This is a genomic window from Massilia sp. LXY-5 (genome assembly GCF_059801075.1).
Window position 1 is genome coordinate 675,848 of record NZ_JBNNEH010000005.1, and the last position, 21,773, is coordinate 697,620.

The 21,773-nt window shown below is 67.2% G+C and carries 15 protein-coding genes and 2 pseudogenes; 7 read left to right on the plus strand and 10 right to left on the minus strand.

Annotation, left to right across the window (positions count from 1 at the left end):
- Positions 1-3: 3 nt before the first annotated feature.
- The 3 genes from ACI48I_RS18095 to ACI48I_RS18105 form a co-directional block, all read right to left on the minus strand.
- Entirely contained in the window at positions 4-1,317 is a 1,314-nt protein-coding gene (locus ACI48I_RS18095; protein ID WP_193686099.1) for an MFS transporter, read from the minus strand.
- Between the two features lie 164 nt (positions 1,318-1,481).
- Entirely contained in the window at positions 1,482-2,756 is a 1,275-nt protein-coding gene (locus tag ACI48I_RS18100; protein WP_498574989.1) for an MFS transporter, read from the minus strand.
- Positions 2,757-2,766: 10 nt separating this feature from the next.
- A complete protein-coding gene (locus tag ACI48I_RS18105) occupies positions 2,767-3,978 on the minus strand; it encodes an AMP-binding protein (RefSeq protein WP_498574990.1) in 1,212 nt (403 codons plus the stop codon).
- A 182-nt stretch (positions 3,979-4,160) separates the two neighbouring features.
- Between ACI48I_RS18105 and ACI48I_RS18110 the strand changes: the two genes are divergently transcribed.
- The 4 genes from ACI48I_RS18110 to ACI48I_RS18125 all read left to right on the plus strand — a co-directional run bounded on the left by ACI48I_RS18110 (position 4,161) and on the right by ACI48I_RS18125 (position 8,302).
- Positions 4,161-4,547: a PAS domain-containing protein gene (locus tag ACI48I_RS18110; RefSeq protein ID WP_193686102.1), complete on the plus strand. Its 387-nt coding sequence runs from the start codon at positions 4,161-4,163 to the stop codon at positions 4,545-4,547.
- Positions 4,544-5,911: a sensor domain-containing diguanylate cyclase gene (locus tag ACI48I_RS18115; protein ID WP_227496487.1), complete on the plus strand. Its 1,368-nt coding sequence runs from the start codon at positions 4,544-4,546 to the stop codon at positions 5,909-5,911. The genes ACI48I_RS18110 and ACI48I_RS18115 overlap by 4 nt, the downstream gene beginning before the upstream one ends.
- Entirely contained in the window at positions 5,874-7,685 is a 1,812-nt protein-coding gene (locus tag ACI48I_RS18120; protein ID WP_498574991.1) for a putative bifunctional diguanylate cyclase/phosphodiesterase, read from the plus strand. Before ACI48I_RS18115 ends, ACI48I_RS18120 begins: the two co-directional genes overlap by 38 nt.
- Before the next feature lie 266 nt (positions 7,686-7,951).
- Positions 7,952-8,302, plus strand: a complete 351-nt coding sequence (locus tag ACI48I_RS18125) for a hypothetical protein (protein WP_193686103.1) — start codon at positions 7,952-7,954, stop codon at positions 8,300-8,302.
- A gap of 90 nt (positions 8,303-8,392) precedes the next feature.
- Here ACI48I_RS18125 and ACI48I_RS18130 read toward each other — a convergent pair whose 3' ends face one another.
- From ACI48I_RS18130 to ACI48I_RS18150, 5 genes and pseudogenes are all read right to left on the minus strand, one after another.
- Positions 8,393-9,034, minus strand: coding sequence for a response regulator (locus ACI48I_RS18130; RefSeq protein ID WP_498574992.1), 642 nt, complete (start codon positions 9,032-9,034; stop codon positions 8,393-8,395).
- Between the two features lie 50 nt (positions 9,035-9,084).
- Complete coding sequence (locus ACI48I_RS18135) at positions 9,085-9,975, minus strand: GGDEF domain-containing response regulator (RefSeq protein WP_498574993.1); 891 nt, start codon at positions 9,973-9,975, stop codon at positions 9,085-9,087.
- Positions 9,972-15,068 carry a PAS domain S-box protein gene (locus tag ACI48I_RS18140; RefSeq protein WP_498574994.1) on the minus strand — a complete coding sequence of 1,699 codons (5,097 nt, stop codon included), beginning with the start codon at positions 15,066-15,068 and terminating at the stop codon, positions 9,972-9,974. Before ACI48I_RS18140 ends, ACI48I_RS18135 begins: the two co-directional genes overlap by 4 nt.
- Before the next feature lie 361 nt (positions 15,069-15,429).
- A pseudogene (locus tag ACI48I_RS18145) lies at positions 15,430-16,281 on the minus strand (putative bifunctional diguanylate cyclase/phosphodiesterase); the annotation flags it as partial.
- A 192-nt stretch (positions 16,282-16,473) separates the two neighbouring features.
- Positions 16,474-16,929: pseudogene (locus tag ACI48I_RS18150) on the minus strand (GAF domain-containing protein); the annotation flags it as partial.
- A gap of 226 nt (positions 16,930-17,155) precedes the next feature.
- On the opposite strand from ACI48I_RS18150, the gene ACI48I_RS18155 reads away from it, so the two are divergent.
- Together ACI48I_RS18155 and ACI48I_RS18160 are read left to right on the plus strand one after the other, a co-directional pair.
- Positions 17,156-18,142: an HDOD domain-containing protein gene (locus ACI48I_RS18155; protein WP_498574995.1), complete on the plus strand. Its 987-nt coding sequence runs from the start codon at positions 17,156-17,158 to the stop codon at positions 18,140-18,142.
- Positions 18,126-19,085, plus strand: coding sequence for a 5'-nucleotidase (locus ACI48I_RS18160; protein WP_193686107.1), 960 nt, complete (start codon positions 18,126-18,128; stop codon positions 19,083-19,085). The genes ACI48I_RS18155 and ACI48I_RS18160 overlap by 17 nt, the downstream gene beginning before the upstream one ends.
- Here the strand turns inward: ACI48I_RS18160 and ACI48I_RS18165 are convergent.
- Positions 19,074-20,012: a diguanylate cyclase gene (locus ACI48I_RS18165; RefSeq protein WP_498574996.1), complete on the minus strand. Its 939-nt coding sequence runs from the start codon at positions 20,010-20,012 to the stop codon at positions 19,074-19,076. The genes ACI48I_RS18160 and ACI48I_RS18165 overlap by 12 nt on opposite strands.
- A 280-nt stretch (positions 20,013-20,292) precedes the next feature.
- On the opposite strand from ACI48I_RS18165, the gene ACI48I_RS18170 reads away from it, so the two are divergent.
- Positions 20,293-21,042 (plus strand): DNA-binding protein, encoded by a 750-nt coding sequence (locus ACI48I_RS18170; protein ID WP_498574997.1) that lies wholly within the window; start codon positions 20,293-20,295, stop codon positions 21,040-21,042.
- A 101-nt stretch (positions 21,043-21,143) separates the two neighbouring features.
- Here ACI48I_RS18170 and ACI48I_RS18175 read toward each other — a convergent pair whose 3' ends face one another.
- Positions 21,144-21,611, minus strand: coding sequence for an Lrp/AsnC family transcriptional regulator (locus tag ACI48I_RS18175; RefSeq protein ID WP_193686110.1), 468 nt, complete (start codon positions 21,609-21,611; stop codon positions 21,144-21,146).
- Positions 21,612-21,773: the final 162 nt, after the last annotated feature.

Consider the following 21,773-nt stretch of genomic DNA (forward strand, 5'->3'; position numbering starts at 1 on the left):
CCTTCATCGATTGACCAGGCTAGGCGGCTGCAACAAGGCAAGCACCGAGCCCAGCAACAACGCAGCGGACACGACGTACATGCCTGCATCCGTGCTGTTGGTCACGTCCTTCATCCAGCCGATGATCGATGGGCTGACGAAGCCGGCAAGGTTGCCGATGGAATTGATCATGGCGATGCCGGCGGCGGCGGCCGTGCCGCCGAGGATGGCGCTCGGATAGGTCCAGAAGACCGGCATGGTGGCCAGCAGGCCGGCGGTACCGAGCGAGAGCGCGGCCATGGCCAGCGTGACGTTATTGCCGTAGATGGTGGCCAGCAGCAGGCCCAGGCCGCCCAGGGCGCTGGCGATGGTGAAATGCCAGCGGCGCTCACGGGTGCGGTCCGCGCTTTTCGCGACCGCCAGCATCGCGACCACGGCGCAGCCGTAAGGAATGGCGGTCAGCAGGCCGACGTTGAGCGCATCCTTGACTCCGGCCGCCTTGATCAGCGTCGGCAGGTAGAAACCGACGCCATACAGGCCCATCATGCAGCAGAAATAGATCGCCGCCATCAGCCAGACACGGGGGTTGCCGAAGACGCCGGACAGCGCGTGATCCTCTTTCCCGGCGTTCTCCTTCGCGATATTGTCTTCCAGCAGGCGTTTCTCATCGTTGCTCAGCCATGAAGCAGCGCGAATGCTGTCGGGCAGATAGAAGAGCGTGACCACGCCGAGCAGCAGCGAGGGCACGGCTTCGACCAGGAACAGCCATTGCCAGCCCGGCATCCCGTGGAAGCCGTTCATGGAATTCAGGATCCAGCCCGACAGCGGCCCGCCCACCACGCCGGCCACCGGGATGCCGATCATGAACAGCGCATTCATGCGGCTGCGCCGCTGCGCCGGAAACCAGTAGGTCAGGTACAGCACGATGCCGGGGAAGAAGCCGGCTTCGGCCACGCCCAGGAAGAAGCGCAGCACGTAGAACACGGTCGGGCTGCTCACGAAGATCATGGCGCCGGACAGGATGGCCCAGGTGATCATGATGCGGGCAATCCAGACGCGCGCCCCGACCTTGTGCATGATGATGTTGCTCGGAACTTCGAACAGGAAGTAGCCGATGAAGAAAATCCCGGCGCCAAGTCCGTACACGGTTTCGCTGAACTGCAGGTCGCTCAGCATCTGCAACTTGGCGAAACCGACGTTGACGCGGTCGAGGTAAGCCGCGACGTAGGAGACGAACAGGAAGGGCAGCAGGCGCGCCGTCACCTTGGCATAGGTGGTGGTTTCCAGCTGCTCCCGCTGCGCGATGCCGGCCTCCTGCGAGAGGGTGGGTGAATCCATTTTATTGACCTCACTTGATCGGATGAACAAAGCGCCGGCGGCCAATGCGGTCGCGGCGTCTACACAACGCAGTGTAGAACGCCTGTTGCCATCCCAGCAAGCGGCGCACCGCAGGAAGCGCCCCGTCCCGGGCCTGTCGTTCCCCGGGCTTGCGCAGTGTGCCGTCACGGTGTCGCGGGCGGCATCTTCGCAGTACTGCGCTCCCGGATTTCCCGGTTGACCTGATTCACCAGGAAGGCGCCGGCAATCGTCGTCGCCACCAGCACCCACCCTACCCTGTTGAATCCGTGCAGCCTGCCATCCGCCCCGATACTGACGAGATGCCCGGCAATCACGGCCGCGACGCCACCCGACAACTGCTGGATGGACGCGCTGATCGCATTGAACGAACCGCGCATCCGCGGTTCGGGCACCGAGGCGGACATCGCCTGGTAGGGAATCATGCGTGCGAAAATTCCGATGAACATCGTGACGTTGACCAGGACCAGTACAGGCAGGGACACGCGCCCCAGGTTCGTGTACACCAGCACCATCGCGATGGTGACTCCGCTGCCGGCCAGGAAGACCGGCATCCGTCCGACCGCATCGACCATCTTCCCGACCAGGGGCGCGGTCAGGATGGTGCACAGGCCGGTCAGCAGGTAAATGGTCGGCAAGTCCGTGCTGGCCAGGCCGACATTGTTGACGATGAATACGCTGCTGAAGGGCATGATCATGAAGCCGCCCGTCGTCAGCAGGACGGTGGTGGCAAACGCAGGCAGATGACGCCGCGACACGATCGTGTCGACCAGATGCCGGACCGGATGGACCTCGTGCGCACCGTCCAGATGGGCCGTGACCGGCTTCAGGCGCCACCCGACGAGCAGTCCTCCCAGCGCGCCCAGTCCGACCAGCAGGAAGAACGGCGCATGCCAGTCCCAGCGGGTCGACGCCAGCAGCGCCAGCGGCAGGCCCAGCACCTGGCTGGCGGAAAACGCCGTCTGGATGATCCCCATGACCCGCCCGCGCAGCGCAGGCGCGAACAGGTCGGTTGCGATGGCCAGCACCACCGAGCCGATCACGCCGCCGAACAAGCCCGTCACGATACGCGCCAGCAGCAGGGACGGAAAGGTTTGGGCCAGGCCGCACCACAAGGTCCCTGCGAGAAATCCGACATAAAAGAACAACAGCAATTTTTTGCGGTCGAAGCGGTCGGCGAATCCGGCCGCCAGCAAGCCGCTCAGGCCGGCGCTGAACGCATAGGCCGAGACGATCATGCCGAAGCGCGCCGGCGTGATAGCGAGCGCGGGAATGATCAGCGCGCCGAGCGGCGCCATGACCATGAAGTCGAGGATCACCGCGAATTGCAGGAAGGCGAGCAGGCCCGCCACCAGCTTCTGGTAGCCGCTGAACTTGCCGGCGGTGGCCGGCTCGGTTGTCGTTTTCGGTGCGTCGGGCATGGTATTCCTTTCAGTTCCAGGCGTCGATGATCCAGTCCGCCGGCTTGCCGCCCGGTCCGCGCGGCAAGGCGGGGCCGAAAGAAAACGCGGCCGGCCGCTCGGGCGGGCTCAAGCGTTCGGCGATCCAGCCGTCCAGTTCCTGGCGCAGTGCCGCCGTCGCGACGCCCTCGCCCGCCACCACGAAGGCTTTCAGGCGGGCGCCCTCGTCCGGACGCATCGGGCGCACGACGCATTCGCGCACGTCCGGATGCAGCGCCAGCACCTCGGCCACATAGGCTGGATACACGTTCGTGCCCCCGACCTGCACCGCCTGGTCGATGCGCCCGTCCGGCACGAAGCGCTCGGCGTCGATCCACTCGAGCCGGTCCTGCAGCGGAAAACCCTGGTCCCCGCGTTCGATCGTATTCTCCTGCGCACCCCGGCGCCAGTACGGGAGCAAGCGATACGGCGCACCGGCCTCCTCCCTCCACCCGACGCCCGCCGTCTCCGAACTGCCGTAGACCTGCAGCAGGCGCATCCCGGTTGCGGCAAGCGTGCGTGCCGTCGCATCCGCACACGGCGCGCCGGAACTGACGCCGGCCACGTCGCCGGGAAAGCCCGGCGCCAGCGCCGCCACCTGGTGCCAGAAGTCGGGATGCGCCACCACCAGGTCCCCCGGCGCCAGCTGCGCGGCCAGGGCCGCCGGCGAGGAAGCGCGCAGGTCGAGCACCGGCAGCGGCGCCGCCCCATCCTGCGGCAGCAACACGGTGAACAGGAAACCGTAGATATGATGGGCCGGCACGGCCGCCAGCACGCGGCGCCGGCCGGGCAGCAGGCGCGCCAGTTCGTCGACTTCGCGCCACAAGTCCGCGAGCGTATGCGCACAGCGCTTCGGCGCGCCCGAGCTGCCCGAGGTGCGGAAGGTCAGCACGCCTTCCTCGCGCGCCAGGCTGGCCCGGGCACAGGCGATCCAGTCGGCCAGCCCGGTCTGCGCCAGCAAGGCGTCCTCCATGCCGGCGCGCGCAAATCCCAGCAGGTCGGCCAGGCTGGTCGCGGCGCCCATCAGGTCGAGCGAATCGGCGCCGAGATCGGCCACCAGGTCGAGGCCGGGAGGCCAGGAGGACGGGACAGGAAGCGGCCGTCCGGGCCGCGCGGCCGCCAGTTCCGCCGCGACGAGGTCGCGCACGAGGCGGGCGAGTGCGGGTTCGTGCCGCCACCAGCGTGTCTTTACAGGCGCTTGCATTTGCTTCTTTCGCGACAGTTCGGGGCTGGCGATGGTGCAGCGGGCCGCCTTTTCTGTCAACATCGTGACCGCAAGCGCCCTGCACGATTGACACCCGCGCTCGTGCATGCCAACATTTGTTTCTCAAAATCAATTCGCAAATTCGTCAATTCACCAATTCGGCCATCCGGCGGAGATCCAACATGACCAGTGCACCCCCCACCTTCGACACGCGCGGCCTGGCCGACATCCTCGACGCCAGCAGCCAGGAACAGCTCGACACGCTCGACTTCGGCGTGATCGGCTTCGACGCCGACGCCAGGGTCCAGCGCTACAACGCCTTCGAATCGCAGGCCGCCGGGCTGTCGCCGCAGCGCGTGATCGGCGAGCCGCTGTTCACCAACGTCGCGCCCTGCCTGAACAACTTCATGGTGGCCCAGCGTTTCGAAGACGCCGCCTTCGACGCGGCCGAACTCGACGACACGATCGACTACGTGCTGACCCTGCGCATGCGTCCGATCAAGGTCAAGCTGCGCCTGCTGGCCAGCGCCGCCAGCGGCACCCGCTACGTGCTGGTCCAGCGCCGGTGATCGACTTCTCCAACGACGTGGACGCGAACGCGGAAAGCCTGCGCGCCGAGCACGAAGCCCTGATGCAGTTCCTGTACCTGGCCCCGGTCGGCCTGGTACAAGCCGGCATCGACGGCGAGATCGTGATGATCAACCCGATCTCGGCCCAGCTCCTGATGCCGCTGTCGCCGGACGGCAGCCTGACGAACCTGTTCACCGCGCTGGAAAGCGTGGCGCCCGACCTGCGCCTCCAGTGCGCCCAATACCCGAAAGCCAACGGCATGGTCTTCGAAGGCGAGCACATCCACCTGCGCGCCGACGACAGCATCCGCGGCACGCCGCAGATCCTGTCGCTGACCCTGCTGAAACTGGACGCCGCGCGCGTCATGGCCGTGATCCAGGACGTGACGGCCGAAGTGCGGCGCGAACGCCAGCTGCGCCAGAGCGACGCCTGGCTCAACGCCATCCTGACCCGCATCAGCGACTACGCCCTGGCCGCGGTCGATCGCGCGGGCCGCCTGTGCGACTGGAACGAGAGCATCGCGCGCGTCACCGGTTTCGGCGAGCACATCGTCGGCTCGCCCTATTCCATCTTCTATCCGCCCGACGCGATGACCGGCGAGCACCTGCTCGACCGCCTGCGCGAGGCCGACACCAACGGCTGGAGCATGGACGAAGGCCTGCGCCTGCGCGCCGACGGCAGCCAGTTCTGGTGCAGCGCGCTGATCGCGCCCTTGCCGGACCGCGAAGCCTTCGGCGACGATCCGGCCGCCCCGCGCTACTGCCTGATCCTGCGCGACATCAGCGACAAGCGCGCCGCCACCGAGAAGCGGCGCCAGGCCGCCTTCTGCGACCATCTGACCTCGCTGGCGAACCGGCGCGCCTTTTTCGAAGCCGCCGAGCTCGAACTCGACCGCGCGGCCCATACGCCGCGTTCGCTGGCCCTGATCGTGTTCGACGCCGACCACTTCAAGCACATCAACGACCGCTACGGCCACCCGGCCGGCGACCGCGTGCTGTGCGACCTGGCCAACGTCCTGCGCGACACCTTCCGCGCGGTCGACACGGTGGCGCGCCTGGGCGGCGAGGAATTCGCCGTGCTGCTGCCCTCGACCGGCATCGAGCAGGCGCTGGCCGGCGCCGAGCGCCTGCGCGCGCTGGTGGCGACCCGCCTGGTCGCGGCCGACGGCGCCGAGATCGCCTACACCGTCAGCGCGGGCGTGGCGATCCTGGACGGCACGGCTGGCGGCATCGACCTCCTGATCAAGCGCGCAGACGAGGCGCTTTACCAGGCCAAGGCGCAGGGACGCAACCGCGTCGCGCCCTGGACTCCCGAACTGACTCTTCATGAAAACACTCCACAGCGAAGCCGCAATGCGGATTGAGCAGATCGACGCCTACGAGGCCCTGGTGCAGTTCCTGTACCGGGCCCCGATCGGCCTCGTGCAGACGGGGCTCGATGGCGCTGTCGAGATGCTCAATCCGATGGCCTCGAACCTGCTGATGCCGCTCGCCCGCGACGGCGGACTGGATAACCTGTTCGCGACCCTGGAAGCGGTTGCACCTCAGCTGAAACAGCTGGCGGACGCCTTCGACCAGCCTTCGGGCGTGGTCTGCGAGGCGCTGCGCGTGCCGCTCGGCGACGACCACAGCGCGCCCGGCGCGCCGCAGGTGCTGTCGATCAGCCTCTTGAAACTCGATCCGGAACGCCTGATGGCGGCGCTCACCGACGCGACCCTGGAGATGCAGCGCGAGCAGGAAAACCTGCGCCGGCGCCTGCGCAGCGCGGCGCGGACCGACGCCCTGACCCGGCTGCCGAACCGCGCCGCGGCGCGCGAGCAGCTGCAAGGCCTGCTCGACCGCGGGGCGAGCGCGGAGCGCTTTGCGCTGCTGTTCCTCAATTGCGACCGCTTCCGCCAGATCAACGACACCCTCGGCCAGAGCGCGGGCGACCGCCTGCTCACTTCCATCGGCGACCGCCTGCTGGCGGCGCTGGCCGACCGCATGCGTGCCGGCGGCCTGCCGGCGAACGGCCGGGTCGACCCGGCCGCGGGCGGGACCGGCCTGGTGGCGCGCGTCGGCGGCGACGAATTCGTGGTGCTGCTCGACGGCCTGCGCCACCCGGACGAAGCCGAGCGCCTGGCCCTGCGCCTGCTCGACACGCTGGCGCGGCCGCACCAGGTCGACGGCCATGAAGTGGCCTGCCGGGCGAGCATCGGTTTGTTCTGGGGCGGTGAGCCTGGCAAGGACGGCGAGATCGCCGGCGACGCCGACGCGGCGATCGGCGACGCCAGCATCGCCATGATCGAGGCCAAGCGCGCCGGCGGTGCGCGCCACGTGATGTTCGAGGCGGCCATGCGCGAGCGCGCCGCGCGCCGCGCCGACATCGAGGCGCAGCTGCGCACGGCGCTGGCGGAAGAACAGCTGTTCGTCATGTACCAGCCGGTGGTCGGCCTGAATCCCGACGGCTCGACCGACCACTCGGCCGGCGTCGAGGCCCTGGTGCGCTGGCAGCATCCGACGCGCGGGCTGGTGCCGCCCTTCGACTTCATCGGCGTGGCCGAGGAATGCGGACTGATCGACCAGATCGGCGACTTCGTGCTGGAGCGCTCCTGCGTCGACTTCATGCGCTGGCGCGCGCAGCTGGGCGGGGCCGCGCCGCGCCTGATGGCCGTGAACCTGTCGCGCGCCCAGCTGGCCCAGCCCGACTGGACGGCGAAAGTGGCGAACGTGCTGGCCCGCACCGGCATGCCGCCCGAGAGCCTGCAGCTCGAAGTCACCGAAAGCCTGGCCGCCCAGGACGAGCAGATCCAGGTGCGCCTGCACGAACTGAAAAGCCTCGGCATCAAGCTGGCGCTGGACGATTTCGGCACCGGCTATTCCTCGCTGTCGAGCCTGCACCTGTTGCCGGTCGACACCGTCAAGATCGACCGCTCCTTCGTCTGCAAGGCCGATACCAGCCACCACCACCGGGTGCTGATCGAAGCCACCGTCAAGGTCGCGCAGAGCCTGGGCATGAACACGGTGGCCGAAGGCATCGAAACGGCCGCCCAGCTCGACGCCGTGCGCGCCCAGCTCTGCGCCAAGGGCCAGGGCTATCTGTTCAGCCGGCCGCTGGTGTCGAATGCGCTGGTGGAGTGGATCGGCGCAAATCGCTGACACCGAGGCTGGCACCGGGGCTGACGCTGTCCGGCCCGTCCTACACGGCGGGCCTCCCCCTTCCTATGGCGCCCCTTTGCGCGCCGTCGCATCATGCCATCCACCGGGGGCGCGGCTATGAATCAGGCGCGCCGCGCTGACATGCGGTCACCGCTGCACATTAACTGTCCGGTATCTCCTACACGTATTCACGTTCCCTTCCTATGGCGGCGGCAAACGGGCGCTCGCATGATAAAGACCTCAAACCAATCTGGAGGGAAAAGAATATGAAACGAACCACACTGAGCATCATCCTCGCCGCCTCGATGGGCCTGGGCCTGGCCGCCTGCAAGTCGACCGACACGATGGACAGCTCGTCGGGCAGCAGCACGATGGGTTCGACGAAGAGCGGCAGCGGCGCCATGACCGAACGCGGCAACCCGACCACCGGCGCTACCGGCAGCACGCCGACCACCAGCTCGACCGGCACCACCACGGGCTCCGGCGCCTGGGGCAGCGGCACGGCGGGCGCAGCCGGCACGACGGGCACCAGCGACACCAGCGGCACCAGCGGCACGACGGGGACGACCGGCACCACCAGCACCCCGCCCACGACGGGCACGGGCACCGGCCGATAGTTCGGCTTCACCCGCGGCTTGACCGGCACGCCTCCCCTGCGAGGCGGAAGTGCCGGCAGAGCGCCGGTCGCCGGCATGGCGACCGGTGCCCTACCCCAGCAAGCCATGCTCGATCGCATAGCGGGTCAGCTCGGCGTTACTTTTCATTCCCATTTTGTCGAGCACCCGCGCACGGTAGGTGGTCACCGTACTCGGGCTCAGGTGCAGCTGCCCGGCGATCCTGACCAGGCTCTCGCCTTCCGCGAGCCGCTTCAGCACCTCGAGTTCGCGATCGGACAGCAGCGCGTGTGATCCCAGCCGGTCGCCGCCGAGCATGCCGGCAAACCGTTCCATCGTCTCCGGCGTCAGGTATCTGCCGCCGGCAGCTGCTTTGCGGACCGCGGCAACGATGACGTCGGTGCTGCTGTTCTTGTTCAGGTATCCGGCCGCGCCCTGCCTGAAGGCGCGCAGCGCGTAGGTTTCCTCGGGATAGGCCGTCAGCACGACGGCCGCGGTTTCCGGCTTCAGCGTCCGCAAGCGCTTGATCAGATCCAGTCCGCTTTTGTCGGGCAAGTTGATGTCCACGAGAACGACATCGACGTCGTGCTCGTTCGCGAACTGCAACGCGTCCTGTGCCGTCTCCGCTTCGCCGACCACTTCGATGTCGTCGGCCGTTCCCAACATCAGGCGTATGCCGTTACGCACGACGCGATGATCGTCCACCAACAAAATGCTGATCCTGTCAGTGTTCATCCGTTTCACCCCTCCCACACCCAGCTGCTCCCCGCATCATTCCGCCCACATCACTCCCCGGCCAGCTCGATCCGGTTGCGCCCGCCCGCCTTGGCGCGATACAGCGCCGCGTCGGCCAGCTGCAGCAAGCCGCTGCAGGACAAGCCCTGGCCGGGACCGGCGGCGGCGACGCCGATGCTGAGCGAACTCGGAATCGCGCCGAACCCGGTCTGTACCGGTTGCGCGGCCACCGCCGAGCGTACCCGTTCGGCGACCTCCATCGCACCGGCGGCATCGCAGGCCGGCAGCACGATCAGCAGCTCCTCGCCGCCATAGCGCCCAAGGGAATCATAGGGCCGCAGGACGCCGCCCACGCGCCGGGTCACTTCGCGCAGCACCGCGTCGCCGGCCAGGTGGCCATACACGTCGTTGGTGCGCTTGAAGTGGTCGAGGTCGCCGAAAATGACCGCCACCGGCTGGTGCTCACGGCCCAGGCGCACCAGCTCCTTTTCGAGGATGTCGATGACCGCGCCGCGATTGTAGATGCCGGTCAGCGCATCATGGCTCGCCTTGAGCCGTAATTGCTGTTCCAGTTCGCTGATCCGGCGCCCGGCCCGTATCCGCACCTGCAACTCCTCGACGTTGAAGGGCTTGCCGATGAAATCGTCGGCGCCGGCGTTCATCGCCTCCACCACGAACTCGGTTTCGCTGCGCGAGGTCAGCATGATCAGGTAGACATAGCGGTCCTTCACGCGGCTGCGGATCAGCCGGCACACGTCGATGCCGTCCATGCCCGGCATCATCCAGTCGATGATGGCCAACATCGGCGCGTCCGGCTCCTGCAGCCGGTCGCAGGCGCTCTGGCCGTCGGCGACGGTCTCGACCTCGTAGCCCCAGTCTTCCAGCGTGTCCTGCAAATACAGCAGCGAGAGCCGGTCGTCGTCTGCGATTAATACTTTCATAGGTCTTTCTCCGTAAGCTGTGCCAGTTCGGTGGTCAATTCCGCCGCGCGCGCCTGCAAGTCCCTGACCGCTTCCTGCACGCGCCCGGGTTCCCTGTTCTTGCCGATCTGTTCGAGCCGGTTCGCCGCCTCGGCCAGCGGCTCGGCGCTGACGGTGAACGCGGCGCCCCTGAGCCGGTGCGCCAGCCGTTCGACGGCGCGCATGTCGCCGGCGGCAATCGCCAGCTGCAGCTCGGCCAGCGAATCGGGCAGGTCCTGCAGGAACAGGGCTGCCAGCTGTTTCAGCAGCGTCAGCTTGCCCCGGGTCCGTTTCAGGGCCGATTCCAGGTCGAAGGCCGTCGGTGCGCCCGTGGGCGCGGATGGCGCAGGCAGGGCCTCCGGGCCCGGCTTGCCGGGCCTGCGCTGGGTAGCCTCCAGCCGTTCGATCAGCTGATCGGTGTCGATCGGCTTGGTCAGGTAGTCGTCCATGCCGGCGGCCAGGCAGACTTCCCGGTCATCCTTCATCGCATTCGCGGTCACCGCGATGATGTGCAAATGCCTGCCGTTCAGCTGCTCGCGGCGCCGGATCTCGGCAGTGGCCTGGTAGCCGTCCATTTCCGGCATCTGGCCATCCATCAGGACCACGTCGAATGGCTGGCCGGGCGGCTCGTGCTCGAGCAACTGCAAGACCTCCAGGCCGTTCCTGGCGATCGAGAAGGAATGGCCCAGCCCGGACAGGATGGCCGCGATCAGTACCTGGTTGATGTGGTGGTCTTCGGCGACGAGCACATTCAGTTTGCGCGCCGGGACCGCGCGCAGCGGCAATGGGTGCTCCGGCGCCCCGCCCCTGCCGGCCGGGGCGGCGCTGGCGGCCGAGGCGATCGCATCGAACAGTTCCGACTGCTTGACCGGCTTGCGCACGAAGCGGGTCACGCCCAGGGCGTTGCAACGGGCGATTTCCGCCGACGCGTCGCTGGAGGACAGCATCATCACGGTACCGCCGGCCAGGACCGGCGACGCCTTGATTGCCTTGGCCAGCTCGAAGCCGTCGAACTGCGGCATGCCGGCATCGAGCAGGACCAGCGGGAACGGGGTGCCGCGCGCCGCCTGCTCGCGCATTTCCGCGAGCGCCTGGCGGCCATCGGCCGCCAGCACCGGCTGCATGCCCCAGCTGACCAGGATCTCGGCCAGTATCAGGCGGTTCGAGCGGTTGTCGTCGACCACCAGCACCGGCATGTTCTTCAAGGCCGGCGCCTGCTGCCCGATGCCGGGGGCGGGCTGGTGTTCAGGCAGCCCGAGGCGCACCGCAAGATGGAAGGTGGTTCCCTTGCCGGGTTCGCTTTCGACCCGGATCGTGCCGTCCATCAGTGCAACCAGCTGGGAAACGATGGTCAGGCCGAGCCCGGTTCCGCCGTACTGGCGGGTGGTCGAACTGTCGCCCTGGGCGAAGGCGGCGAAGATGTGGGCCTGCTGCTCGGGCGACATGCCGATCCCGCTGTCGGCCACGCTGATATGCAACAGCGTGCCCGTTTCCCCTTGCGGCTCGCCGGCCACGCGCACCACCACCTCGCCCTGCCTGGTGAATTTGAGCGCGTTGCCGGCGAGGTTGACGATGATTTGCGCCAGCCGCCCGGGGTCGCCCACCAGCAGGGCCGGCACGTCGGGCGCGACGTGATAGGCCAGTTCGAGCCCCTTTTCGCTGGCGCTCGCCGAAAACGTCTTCAAGGTATTGCCGACCGCCTCGCGTACGTCGAACTCGACCGCATCGAGTTCCAGTTTGCGCGCTTCCATCTTGGAGAAGTCGAGGATGTCGTTCAACAGCCGCAACAGCGAATCGGCCGACGATTTCATCAAGCCCAGGTATTCGCGCTGCTGCGCGGACAACTGCGTGTTCAGCACCAGGCTGGTGAGCCCGATCACGCCGTTCATCGGCGTGCGGATCTCGTGGCTCATGTTGGCCAGGAACTCGCTCTTGGCCTGGTTGGCCGCTTCCGCCTTGTGCTTGGCATCCTCGAGTTCCTGCTCGTAACGCTTGAGCAGGGTGATGTCGTGATCGCTGCCGCGATAACCGAGCAACTCGCCGTCTTCGCTCAGCATCGGGACCGCACTCGACTGCGTGTAGCGGTCGCTGCCGTCCTTGTGGCGCCAGCGCAAGACCAGATTGGTCCAGGTGCCCTTGCCCGCGGCCAGCCTCGACAGTTCGGTGGCGACTTCCCGTTGCGCGTCCGGATGCAGGCAATCGACAATCGTCGTGCCGATCAGTTCTTCCGGCTGGAAGCCGAGAATATCGGTGACCGCCGGGTTCGCATACAGGACGCGTCCCTGCGTGTCGATCGACCAGATCCAGTCCATCGTGGTTTCCACGATCGAACGGAATTTTTCTTCGCTCTCGCGCAGGGCCTCCTCCGCGCGCTTGCGTTCGGTGACGTTCGTCAGGAAGCAGAACAGGTGCGCCTCGCCCTCCAGTTCGACCAGGTTCACCGAGATCAGCAGATCGAGCACCCTGCCGCCCCTGGCGCGCGCGCGCATCGGGAAGTCCCGGACCGAACCACGGGCATGGATCCGCGCGACCATGGCCGCGCGTTCCTCGGGCGACAGCCAGAAATCGATGCTCAGCGACGTCTGGCCGATGACTTCGTGGCGCTCATAGCCGAGCATCTGCAACAGGGCATCGTTGACGTCGAGGAAGCCGCCGTCGGCAACACGGGTGACCGTGATTGCAACCGGGCTCAGGTTGAAGACCTCGGAAAAACGCGATTCGGACTGGCGCAGGCGCGCTTCGGCCTCCTTGCGTTTGGTCACGTCCATCATCGCACCGATCGCCCTGGTCGGGTTGCCGTCCTCGTCACGGATGATGTAGGCGCGGTCGTGAATGTGCATGTAGCTGCCGTCGGCCCTGGCGAAGCGATAGTCCTGGGCCCAGGACCGGCAGCCGCTCGCCAGCTCCCGGTCGACGACGGCCAGCAGGGCGTCGCGGTCTTCCGGGTGGACCCGGTCGCGCCACCACGCCGGCCCGCTTTCGACCTCCTCCGGCCGGTAGCCGAACTGATGGGTGATGGCTTCGTTCCACCACGTCTGCTCGGTCGCGAAATCGAGATCCCACACCACGTCGTTGGTCGCCTGCGACACCAGCCGGAAGCGCTCTTCGGCCTTGCGCATCTCCTGTTCGGCATGCCGGCGCCGGCTGATGTCGCGCACGATGCCGACGAACAGGCGCTGGCCTTCGACCCGCATTTCGCGAATCGCAATCTGCATCGGGAACTCGCTGCCGTCCTTGCGCTGGCCGTGCACGTCGATCGCCGCGCCGCCGATGATGCTGGCGGTACCGGTGCGTGCATAGTCCGCCATGAACCGGGCATGGTTGCGCCTGAAGCGCGCCGGGATCAGCATGTCGACGTGACGGCCCGCGGCCTCGTCCGGCTGGTAGCCGAACATTGCCGCCGCGGCGGGGTTGACCGACTCGATCCTTCCCAGTTCGTCGATGGTGATCAGGCCGTCGGCCACGTTGTCGACCACCGACCGGATCCGCGCTTCATTGATGTCGGCCTTGCGCTTGGCTGCCAGCAAGGAGGTCACCAGCGGCACCAGCTGCCAGCGCAGCAACAGCAGGCTGGCGGCGACCAGCAGCGTCAACAGCGCCAGCAGATCGGTCATCTGCGCCCTGATCTGCGCAAACAGTTCGGCCGTATCCTGCTTCACCACCACGCCCAGGCCGAAGCCGGGTACCGGACCGTGGGCCGCGATTACCTGCTGCCCGCGCCCGTCCGCCAGCGTGACCACACCGGCCTCCCCGTCCAGCGCACGGCTGGCGGGCCACGGCTGGCCTTTGGTTACACGGTCGATGACGGGATAGCCGGACAGCACGAGGCGGGTCGGCAGGCAGCGCATCTGCCCGGCGCTGAGCGCCGCGCAGATGATGATGTCGCCGGTTTCCCCCAGCAAGCGGGCATCGGCCAGCAATTTGTCGATTGCCGGCATGGCGTTCTGCAGCACCAGTGTCCCGAAACGCTTGCCCTTGTGGATGACCGGCACCTCCACCTGCATGATCGCGTGCTCGTCCCAGAGCAGGGTCGCCCCCTGGCGCATGGGCAGGGCCAGGCGCGCCTGGCGCACCAGGTGGCCGCGCTGCAGGATCGCCGCGCCGTCGGCCGCGAGCACCGCCATGCCGGCGTCCATGTCCCCCATGACGTGCAGGTCCATCTTTGCCAGCGCTGTGGCGCGGTCGCGCGCCGGGTGGGCCGCGATCTCCTGCAGCGAGGCCAGCACGGATGGGTCGGATGCCAGCGCACGCGCCAGCTTGACCCGGTCGTCGAGGACGATTTCCAGTAATTGCGTGCGATTGGCGAGCGCCGCTTCCAGGTTCTGCTTGAGCGACGCCTCGGTGCGCTGGATCGACAGCACGAATCCCGCCAGTCCGCCGGTGAAGGCGAGCACGAACAGGATCAGGGTGGCGAATGCGGCAATCCGCTTGTCCTCGCGGTCGGCATACACGCCGTTGAGCTTGAGTGTGCGGAACCAGAGCGCCCACAGTCCGGCACCGAGCAGGATGAAACCGATTGCCGTGTGCGGCGCCATGCGCGCAAACCGGTACCAGTTATAAAGCAGTTCGAGCTTGAGCGAATAGCCGACCAGGCTGAAGATCCCGGCCGCGAGGATACCGTGGACCAGCACCTGGAGGGCGAGCTGGGCCGCCCGCGAGGAGCGCAGCCGCTGCATCAGCAGCAGACAGGCGCCGGTCAGGATGAAGCCGGCGCTGGTCAGCGGCGCCATCCGGCCCGGGTGCGGGTTGCCGTCATCGAACCACTGGGTGACGAACAACTGGTCGATGCCGAAATCCGTGCCGAGAACGTCCTGCAGCAAGATTGTGGCGGCAAGGGTGGCCACCAGCAGGCCGGCCGCCTGCTGGCCCCTTTCGCGCAGATCCGGTCGCGATTCCGGCAACACCAGAGCGCCGCCGGCCACGAAGAAGCTCAGGGCGACGTTGAACAGCATCGGGAAATAGTTGGGCGTGAGATGGACCAGACGCGTCTGGCCGGTCCACCAGCCCGCCATGACCACCAGGCCAAGCAGTGAAACCAGGATACCTGCCGCCTGGTGCGGCCGAAGCTTGCGCATGGAGTGTACGTTTGAAATCAGGTTGGCGTGACCGACCACCGGCGCCCATCCTGAAAGGCGTGCACAGGCAGTCGGTCCACAGCGCGGAAAACACTTGCCGCGGATGATGAAGAAGGGACAGCCGTCGGTAAAGACGTCCCGCATTTTGCCCCAGCGGCCAACAAAAAGATAGCCGCAGGGCAATTTTGTAATATTTGATTCGCAGGCTTTGTAACCATTGGTGGAATGCCGGCACCGGCCCCGCACCGGCTGTCACCCCCGACCCGGCAGCATGTGCTGCGGAACAGGGACCGAAAGTAGCACCCGTTTGTTGCGGTGCAACAACGGCTGCGTCCCGCCCGATGCAATGCGGTGCGCGCCGCTAGCGCGTCCGCGCCCCCATGAAGGCGTCGATCAGGTCCGCTGCAAGTGGCCGGCTGAACAGGTAGCCCTGGAACGCGTCGCACTGGTGCTGCGCCAGGAAATCGCGCTGCGCTTCGGTCTCCACGCCTTCCGCGATCACCGCCAGCCCCAGGCTCTTTCCCAGCGTGATGATGGTGCGGGCAATCGTGGCGTCGTTGCCGCCGGCCAGCACGTCCCTGACGAAGGACTGGTCGATCTTCAGCTGGTCCAGCGGCAGCCGCTTGAGGTAGGCAAGCGAGGAATAGCCGGTGCCGAAATCGTCGAGCGAGAAGCCGACGCCCTGCGCTTTGAGCGCGATCATCCTGGCGACCGTCTCTTCGACGTTGTCGATCAACAGGCCTTCGGTCAGCTCCAGCTTGAGGCGGCGCGGGTCGGCGCCGGTCCGTTCGAGCACCGCCAGCACCTGGCGCACGAAATCCGGATGGCGGAACTGGCGCGCGCTGACATTGACGGCCATGGTCAGGCGCGCAGTCCCGGGACGCGCGCCCCAGCTTGCCAAGCGGGTACAGGCCGATTCGAGCACCCACTGCCCCAGCGGCAGGATCAGTCCGGTTTCTTCGGCCAGCGGGATGAACTCCGCCGGCGACACGAGGCCGCGCCGCGGGTGCCGCCAGCGCACCAGCGCCTCGGCGCCGGTCGGGTAGCCCCGGGCATCCACCTGCGGCTGGTAGTGAAGCAGGAACTCGCCGCGCTCCAGGCCAAGGCGCATGTCCGCCTCCAGCGCGGCACGCGTGGCGATCGCGGTCTGCATGTCGGGGTCGACAAAGCGCAAGCTATTCTGCCCGGCCGCCCTGGCCTGGTACAGCGCGAGGTAGTGGACCGGGAGCACGCTTCCATTCTTGCTCCAGGAAACATCAGCGTCGCACTGGCCGTGACGGCCGGTGTGCGAAGCCTGGTGGCTGGGGCAGGCGTGGACCGGATACGGGTCGCCATGCGCGTGCTGGTAATCCGTCACCGCGCTGTCGAACAGGCGGGCCAGGCGGCGATACTCGAGCGCCACCATCACTTGCCGTGCGAGTGTGGACAGGGCCGCGGTTTGTGCTTCGGTGAGGGCGCGCGGCACGCGGTCGATGACGGCGATGGTGCCGAGCGCGAACCCGTCGGGCGACACCAGAGGCATGCCGGCATAGAACCGGATGCCGGTCGTGCCGGTGACGAGCGGGTTGTGCGCAAACCTCGGATCCTCATATGCGTCAGGCACCTCGAACAGTCCGGTGCCGGCAATGGCATGGGCGCAGAACGCGATCGCGCGATCGGTTCCTGCCATATCGACTCCCGTCACGGCCTTGAACCATTGGCGCCGTTCGTCGACAAAAGTGATCGCGGCAACCGGCGCCTCGCAGACCTGGGCGGCCAGGCGCACCAGCTGGTCGAAGTCGGTCTCCCGCGGCGTATCGAGGATAGCGTATGACTTGAGTACATTCAGGCGACCTTGCTCGTCGCGTACGGCTTGGATCATGGGTCGATGCTCGCTTCAGGTTGGGCCTTGCTGCAGGCAACTCGAGCCAGGCCCGGCTCCGGCCCGGCGGCGTAGCGATTGGCGGCAGTATGCGCGCACCGGCCAGGGACCGGTATCGGCGATCCAACGACGTTTTGTAGTGGTTCAGCTACAAGCGATCTCGCCGCTGCGATCGCGCTCCTGTCGGGTAGAATCGGGGTTTGCTGGCGCCGACGGATAGCTGACGATGAAAAAATGGCTTGCACAATGGTTCGGCGGGACGCACTCCGTCCCGGTGCCTGCGGCCGTCCCCGCACCCGCGCCCCGGGCGGCGGCGCTGCGCGGCGCCGGCGCCGAGGTCGGCATCGCCTTCCTGAAGTGGCTGGCCGGCCCCGCGGCCGACGAGGCCCAGGCACCTGCCGCGCGCCTGGTTCTCGACGAGCTCGCGCGCCTCGCGCACACGCCATCCGCCGCGGCCGGCCTGGTGCCGCGCGTCCCGGCCGTCATTCCCCAGCTCCTGCGCAGCCTGCGCGACGACAGCGTCTCGGCAGCCGACCTGTCGCGCCAGCTCTCGCAGGACGTGGTGCTGGTGGCCGAAGTGATCCGCGAAGCCAACAGTCCGTACTACCGTTCGTCGACCCCGGTGCGCACCATCGAAGGCGCCGTCGTGATGCTGGGGCAGAACGGGATGCGGATGCTGCTCGCGCGCGTTGCCTTCCGCCCGATCATCAGCATGCAGACGGGCCGCCTGGCGCGCCAGGTCGCACCGCAGGTCTGGAGCCAGTCCGAGAAATGTGCGCTGGCCGCCAGCCTGCTGGCACCCGCGCTCGGCGCCAATCCCTTCGAGGCTTACCTGGCAGGCTTGATGAAGAACGTCGGCCTGATCGTCGCCTTCCGCGTCATCGACCAGGCCGGTCCCGGCGACAGCTTGCCGCAGTCGGACGGGTTCCTGGGCGCGCTGCTGGTGTCGGCGCGCGCGCTGTCGGCTGCGATCGCGCGCGAGTGGGAATTTCCGCCCGGGGTGGTGCAGGCGATCGGGCAGGCCTGGGATGCGGAGGCGCCGCCGCTGGCGCAGGCACTCGCGCAAGGCGATCGGCTGGCCACCCTGCGCGTGCTGGCCGATGGCGGCGTGCTCGGCGACGACGACCCGCAGCTGGTGGACGGTATGGACGCCGTCCAGCGCAGCTGTTTCGACAAGCTCCATGACAAGGAAAACGATGCCGTTCCCGATTGAGCACAAGCTGGTCATTGGCGTCGCCTCCAGCGCCCTGTTCGACCTCTCCGAATCGCACCAGGTCTATCTCGACAAGGGCCCCGAAGAATACCGGCTCTACCAGGAAGCGCACCTCGACGCCATCCTCGGCAAGGGCGTGGCCTTTCCCTTCATCCGGCGCTTCCTGAACATCAATGCCTGCTTCCCGGACGAGTCCCCGGTCGAGGTGGTGCTGTTCTCGCGCAATTCGCCGGAAACGGGACTGCGCGTGATGCGCTCGATCGCCCATTACGGGCTCGACATCTCGCGCGCCGCCTTCATGGCCGGCAAGTCGCCGTATAGTTACCTGCCCGCCTTCAACGCCTCGCTGTTCCTGAGCGCGAACGAGGAAGACGTCAGGAGCGCGATCGCCGTCAACTACCCGGCCGGCCTGGTCCTGCCTTCGCAGATCGACGACGGCGAGGAGGACCTGGAACTGCGCGTGGCCTTCGACTTCGACGGCGTGCTGGCCGACGACGAATCGGAAGCCGTCTTCAAGCGCGACGGCCTCGACCGATTCCACGCCCACGAGACCTTGCACATGGAGCGCCCGCACAGTCCGGGGCCGCTGGCGAACATGTTCCAGAAACTCGCGATGATGCAGCGCCTGGAAGAGCGCGCGCAGCGCCGGGACGCCGGCTACCGCCGCATCGTCCGCATCGCCATCATCACCGCGCGCAGCGCGCCCTCGCACGAGCGCGTCGTGACGACCCTGAAGAGCTGGGGCGTATCGGCCGACGAAACGTTTTTCCTGGGCGGGATGGACAAGGCGCGCGTGCTCGAGGTGTTCCGCCCGCATATCTTCTTCGACGACCAGCTGACCCATTTGCGCGCGACGCCGGGCGGGACGATCCCGATGGTGCATGTGCCCTTCGGGGTGGCGAACCGCGCCGCGGCGCCCGGGCCGGAATCCTCAGTCGCCTGAGGCGACGATGCGCTTGCGGCCCTCGCCCTTGGCGCGGTACAGGCGGCGGTCGACCAGCTCGATGAAGGCCTCGGGCGCATCCTGCCCGCCAGGCACGATCGTCCCCACGCCGACGCTCACCGTCAGCACGTCGTCCACGCGCGAATTACGGTGCGGGATGGCCGCACGCGCAAGCAGGCGCGCGAAACGTGCCGCGATGGCATGCGCCGCCTCCGCATTGGTGGCCGGCAGCAGCATGACGAATTCCTCGCCGCCCAGGCGCGCGCACAGGTCGCGCGTCCGGGAAGCCGTGTCGTCGAGCAGGCCGGCGACCTGCTGCAGGCACAGGTCGCCCTGCGGGTGGCCGAAGCTGTCGTTGTACTGCTTGAAGAAATCGATGTCGAGCATGACCAGCGACAGCGGCTCGCCGCAGGCGCGTGCCTTGCTCCACTCGACGTCGAGAATCCTGTCGAACATGCGGCGGTTGGCGATGCCGGTCAACGCATCGCGGTAGGACATCGTCTCGAGCTCTTTCTGCAGCTGCAGGATCTTGTCCTCGGCCGCTTTTCTCTCGGTGATGTCGAACATGAAGCCGACCAGGCAGTCGACGCTGCCGTCCGGATGGCGCTTGACGTGCACCACGTCGCGGATCCACACCAGATCGCCGTCGCGGGTCAATGCCTGGTAGTCGGCTTCGTGGTCGACGCCCTGCATCGACTGCGCCACGCAGAAGTCGACCGTCTTCTGGCGGTCGCTTTCATGGATACGGTCGGCCCAGTCGTTCACGGTCTGCCAGCTGTCCTGGCGCCAGCCGAGCAGCGTCTCGATCTGCGGCCCGATATAGGTGAAGCGCATGCTGGCCCAGTCGATCTTCCAGGGAATGGCCTTGGTCGATTCGAGCAGCGTGCGGTAGACGCCGGGGTCGTCGTAGGTGGGGCTGGAGTTCATGCGGCCTCGTGGCAAGCGGTTGGCTGGAAGCTGCCGTCGGCGAGCAGGACACGGGCAACATCGAGGAGTGCGGCGGGAGCGTCCATGCGATAGATTCCGTGGGATTCCATGCATGTTACATCATGATAATGACAAATTCTTACAATGAGGCAATCGCACCACACTCGGGCGCCGGAGGCGGCGCGCAAGGCCTGCCAGGACTGGTTACGACGCCGGGGCACCCGGCCCTCGCGTATGATACCCATCTTTATACGGCCCACCTTCCATTTCTTTTCGCTCCATGACCACCGATTCATCCAGCCAGGACCTCAGTTTCGACGAGGTCGCCTCCGCCGCTTCCGCCCTGCAGGGCGCCGGCACGCCGGTCACCCTCGACGCCCTCGTCGACGCCCTCGGCGCCGCGCCGAGCGCCATCGGCCGCCACCTGCGCGCCTGGCGCCTCGAACACGAGCAGCCGCCCGCGCCGGCCCCGGCCGAACTGCCGCCCGCCCTCCTCGCCGACCTGGCGAAATGGGCGCAGCAGCACGCCGTCGACGCCGGCGCCGGAGCGCGCGCAATGCAGGCGCGCCTCGAAGCCGACATGGACGACCTGATCGCCGCCGGCGAGCGCCTCGAAGCCGAGCGCGCCGACCTGTCCGCGCAGGTCGAGAGCGCCAGCGACGCGCGCGACGCGGCGCAGGCAATCGCCGATGAACGCAACGAAGAAATCGAGCGCCTGAACGCCGAACTGCGCAATGCGCGCCAGGTCGCGATGGACGCCCTGGTCAGCAAGGCCAAGGACCAGCTGGCGATCGACGGCAAGGATGCCCAGCTGGCCGACCTGCGCGGGCAGCTCGAGCGCAGCGTCGCCGCCTCGTCGGCCCAGTCGGATGCGCGCTTGGCTGCAGAGATGGAACTGGTCGGCGCGACCACCGCGCGCGACAGCCTCGCGCTTGAAGTCAAGGACTTGCAGGCGCAGCTGGCGGCGGCGAAAAGCGACCGCGGCGCGCTGCGCATGGAACTGGACGCGCTGCGCAAGAAGGCGAAATAAGCCAGGTAGGGTGGGCTCCGCCCACGCGGCGATACGTACCGGCTCGGTTGTCTCGCCGGATGATCTTGCGTCGAACTATCACCGCGTGGACTCCGCCCACCCTACGGCGTCACCGATACCGTCCGCTTCAGGCAGCGCAAGGTGAACGTCGAGCGCGTGTGCTTCACGCCCGGCAGTTTATATAGCTTCTGGCGCAGGAAGCGTTCATATCCTTCCGTCCCCGACACGGCTACCTTGATCAGGTAGTCGTATTCCCCCGACAGCAAATACGCTTCCATCACTTCCGGCAGCTCGGCCAGCGCGTCCGAAAAAGCCTGCAGGATCTCATCGTCATGACGGTCGACCGTCACCTCGATGATCACCGTGTCCGGCACGCCGAGTGCGCGCTGGTCGAGCACCGCGACGTAGCCGCTGATGTGCCCCGCTTCCTCCAGCGCCCGCACCCGGTGCCAGCAAGGCGTCGGCGAGAGGTTCACCGTCTCGGCCAGCTTCTGGTTGCTGATGCGCCCGTCGCGGCTGAGCGTACGCAGGATCTTCCTGTCGATCTCGTCGAGTATTCCTTCCTTCATCGGCAGCGCCTCCTGTCTATACGAGCATAAATGGACAATCCTCCTGCATTTTATCCGATTCGAAGAAGGACCATCCACATCGGCCCGCTTTTGGCCGGGTGAACGAAAGAATATTTTTTGTGCGCTGCAGTAAAATTCTTGTTCGCCATCCCAGCAGGATGA

Coding starts and splice junctions, on each gene's coding strand:
- ACI48I_RS18130 (WP_498574992.1), bottom strand. CDS start 9,034: ATGAACACTGACAGGATCAGCATTTTGTTGGTGGACGATCATCGCGTC.
- ACI48I_RS18165 (WP_498574996.1), bottom strand. CDS start 20,012: ATGAACTCCAGCCCCACCTACGACGACCCCGGCGTCTACCGCACGCTG.
- ACI48I_RS18110 (WP_193686102.1), top strand. CDS start 4,161: ATGACCAGTGCACCCCCCACCTTCGACACGCGCGGCCTGGCCGACATC.
- ACI48I_RS18140 (WP_498574994.1), bottom strand. CDS start 15,068: ATGCGCAAGCTTCGGCCGCACCAGGCGGCAGGTATCCTGGTTTCACTG.
- ACI48I_RS18095 (WP_193686099.1), bottom strand. CDS start 1,317: ATGGATTCACCCACCCTCTCGCAGGAGGCCGGCATCGCGCAGCGGGAG.
- ACI48I_RS18105 (WP_498574990.1), bottom strand. CDS start 3,978: ATGCAAGCGCCTGTAAAGACACGCTGGTGGCGGCACGAACCCGCACTC.
- ACI48I_RS18175 (WP_193686110.1), bottom strand. CDS start 21,611: ATGAAGGAAGGAATACTCGACGAGATCGACAGGAAGATCCTGCGTACG.
- ACI48I_RS18100 (WP_498574989.1), bottom strand. CDS start 2,756: ATGCCCGACGCACCGAAAACGACAACCGAGCCGGCCACCGCCGGCAAG.
- ACI48I_RS18160 (WP_193686107.1), top strand. CDS start 18,126: ATGCCGTTCCCGATTGAGCACAAGCTGGTCATTGGCGTCGCCTCCAGC.
- ACI48I_RS18125 (WP_193686103.1), top strand. CDS start 7,952: ATGAAACGAACCACACTGAGCATCATCCTCGCCGCCTCGATGGGCCTG.
- ACI48I_RS18170 (WP_498574997.1), top strand. CDS start 20,293: ATGACCACCGATTCATCCAGCCAGGACCTCAGTTTCGACGAGGTCGCC.
- ACI48I_RS18155 (WP_498574995.1), top strand. CDS start 17,156: ATGAAAAAATGGCTTGCACAATGGTTCGGCGGGACGCACTCCGTCCCG.
- ACI48I_RS18120 (WP_498574991.1), top strand. CDS start 5,874: ATGAAAACACTCCACAGCGAAGCCGCAATGCGGATTGAGCAGATCGAC.
- ACI48I_RS18135 (WP_498574993.1), bottom strand. CDS start 9,975: ATGAAAGTATTAATCGCAGACGACGACCGGCTCTCGCTGCTGTATTTG.